Source organism: Roseburia sp. 1XD42-69 (assembly GCF_003612565.1).
Lineage (GTDB): Bacteria > Bacillota > Clostridia > Lachnospirales > Lachnospiraceae > Roseburia_B.
Genome location: NZ_RAZG01000168.1, coordinates 1 through 2,441, shown reverse-complemented (window position 1 = coordinate 2,441; position 2,441 = coordinate 1). Strand labels below are relative to the sequence as shown.

Annotated in this window: 3 protein-coding genes; all 3 read left to right on the top strand. The window is 38.1% G+C overall.

Annotation, left to right across the window (positions count from 1 at the left end):
* Positions 1–993: hypothetical protein (locus D7Y06_RS26295; RefSeq protein WP_199714853.1), on the top strand; the 993-nt coding region annotated here is incomplete at its 5' end.
* A 12-nt stretch (positions 994–1,005) separates the two neighbouring features.
* On the top strand, positions 1,006–1,302 hold the full coding sequence (locus tag D7Y06_RS24720) for a hypothetical protein (protein WP_120410127.1): 297 nt from the start codon (positions 1,006–1,008) through the stop codon (positions 1,300–1,302).
* Entirely contained in the window at positions 1,299–1,826 is a 528-nt protein-coding gene (locus D7Y06_RS24715; RefSeq protein ID WP_120410126.1) for a hypothetical protein, read from the top strand. Before D7Y06_RS24720 ends, D7Y06_RS24715 begins: the two co-directional genes overlap by 4 nt.
* The last annotated feature ends 615 nt before the right edge of the window (positions 1,827–2,441 follow it).

The following is a 2,441-nucleotide window of genomic DNA, read 5'->3' as shown; positions in this document are numbered from 1 at the left end:
TTTGGTGTGTCAGCGGCAACAGACGGGATGGTGGAAAGCGACAGGGAGACCGGGAATGACAGGAGCTGGGGAGACTTTGCATTAGGCGTGGCAGGCGGAGGCGTGGCAGGTGCAACGACAGGGGCAGTCTTATATGGGACAGTCATGGCAGCACCTGTTGCAGGGCTGGCGGCGGGGATGGATGCAGCGGCAGTCATAGGCCCGTCTGCCTTTACAACGACAGTAGTGCCTGCTATAATAACTGGCGGGGGATACGGGCTTGCCGGTGCGACGGCGTTATATGTAGAAAACGATATCCGTGCAAGGAACGGAGGGTATAACCTCCTGCTGGATAAGGTGTTTGACAACAATACGGACAGGTATGAAGAATGCGGCATGATATTGATGCTTGGGAATAATGTCTATATGGAGTACGGGGCAATGAACATGAACCGTATGCCGGGAGGGGACAGTAAGGAGTCGTTTGGCAATAACCAGTCCGTTCAAAAGTTGAAAGCCCAGAATAGTATGTCTGGAACTGGGGGAGGGAATGCAGGAAGTGGTGGTGGAGCGTCACCTAGTGGATTTGGGGGACAGACGAAAACAGGGGTACTGTTTGGTAAAGATAATGAAGTATTTGATGATTATATGGATTTAGTTGAAACTTTAGATGTATCAACTTCTGCTAATACAGCGATATTTTATTCTGGTCCAGGGAATAGGGCGTTAGCAGAAAAATTTGCGAATTTGAACAATAAGACAACATTAGAAATGACTCCAGGTGGAGCTTATCTTGATAATCTAAATTTATTTTTAGAAAATAGTCCCTTAACCTCAGAAGAGGCGACCAATGTATGGGCGAGATTATCGGCTAGATATGCACAAGGAGCTAATGGAAATACATATGGGTTTGTTAATGGTTCAAGACCTGATAGTATATTTAATACAGTGGAATATCCTGAATTGATTAATAATTCAGAAGTAACAAATATATTTACAGAGTTTATGAGATAATGGAGGATATGTATGCATTATTCGAAAAATTATGATATGATTTGTGCAGAAGATTTTAAAATAAGCATCACACATTGTTATTGTTTAGAATATTATGAAGGCGAAAAAAAGATGATGATTGAATTAGATTTTCGTGAACCTTATTATATTTTAGCACCTGAATTAATAAATCATTGGGAAAAGCCGTATGAAAATATTGAAATAGATCCAGAAAAAAAGCAACGAATATTACGAAATATTAGAGAATATTTGTTAACTCGAACGATACCAAGTCGTATCATTATGAAAGATATAGGAGAAGTGGAATGATTACATTACCAGATGGTAAAATAATTAAGATGCAATGGAAACAGGTTATGTATATAAGAGGTAAAGATTTTATTGTGTTTGAAGTAGTGCCAATGCTAACTGAAAAAGACATTATTATTTTTCCTAGCGTTTCAGGTTGGTTGTCTATACAGGATGTGTTTTCACTTGATGAAAGAAATGAAATTATTTTTCTATTGGAGAGAATTGCTTGGAAGAGAGATATAAAAATTGTAGAGATGGATGTATTACCACATGTTAATAAGGATCTTGAAATAAAACAGGGAATGATTGAAAAGACAACTGGATATGCCAGATTGACAAAAGATAATTTATTTGATGTAGATAGTAAATTGAATAAAAAGCAAGTAAAAGAAATTTATTGTAAGTTAGAAAGAAGGTTTGCGGAGTCAGTCAATGGTGAGGTTCAGATTCCTAAAGAATTATTAATAAAGGGAAGTGTTGTGAGTGAGATTTGCTTACCCATACTTGAAAAAAATAAGAGTGTAAAATTATTAATAATGTAAATGTGATTTTTATGTAAAAGAGTATAACTTTTTAAATTGTGCTTTTGATAATATTGTAGATTTCCATTTTATTTGATGCTATTTTAAGTCAAAGTTACTAAGGGACTTTTTTCACAGCCCCGTTTAGTCTTTTCAATTAGTAGAATTAAAATCTCCCACTTTTATGCCTTGTCAAAGCAATCATTAGGATGTCAGACCCGTTCAAACGGGCATTGGCCACATCTGAGAGAAAGAGGATGTTTTTAGATCCTAAAAAGATAGGTTTGATATTGAAAGCGCAGGACATTCCATGACCTTGGAAAATTCCAAAAGCATTTGTTTTAAGAGAGGAAGCACTGTAGAAATCAGCGCTGTAAAAAGAATTCATTTTTTTGCAAAAAAGATTCTGATACGGTCCCGTGAGGCATTGCGCTTTTAAGAGATCAGGACAACAAATAGGAGGGCGTTATAGCAGGCAAAAAAGAGGAAAGGTACACGCTGATGGGGCCGGGGAAAAATATCGGCAATCGTTATGGAGACAGGGGGATTTCACCTGTTCGGGAATAGCTGTACCACCATAATAACCACGGAGACGGACAATTATCCGGTAATAGAGGATGAGCCGGGGAAGCTTGA

What these genes read in the sequence shown, in the direction of transcription:
- D7Y06_RS24720 (WP_120410127.1), top strand. Translation starts at nt 1,006, where the DNA reads ATGCATTATTCGAAAAATTATGATATGATTTGTGCAGAAGATTTTAAA.
- D7Y06_RS24715 (WP_120410126.1), top strand. Translation starts at nt 1,299, where the DNA reads ATGATTACATTACCAGATGGTAAAATAATTAAGATGCAATGGAAACAG.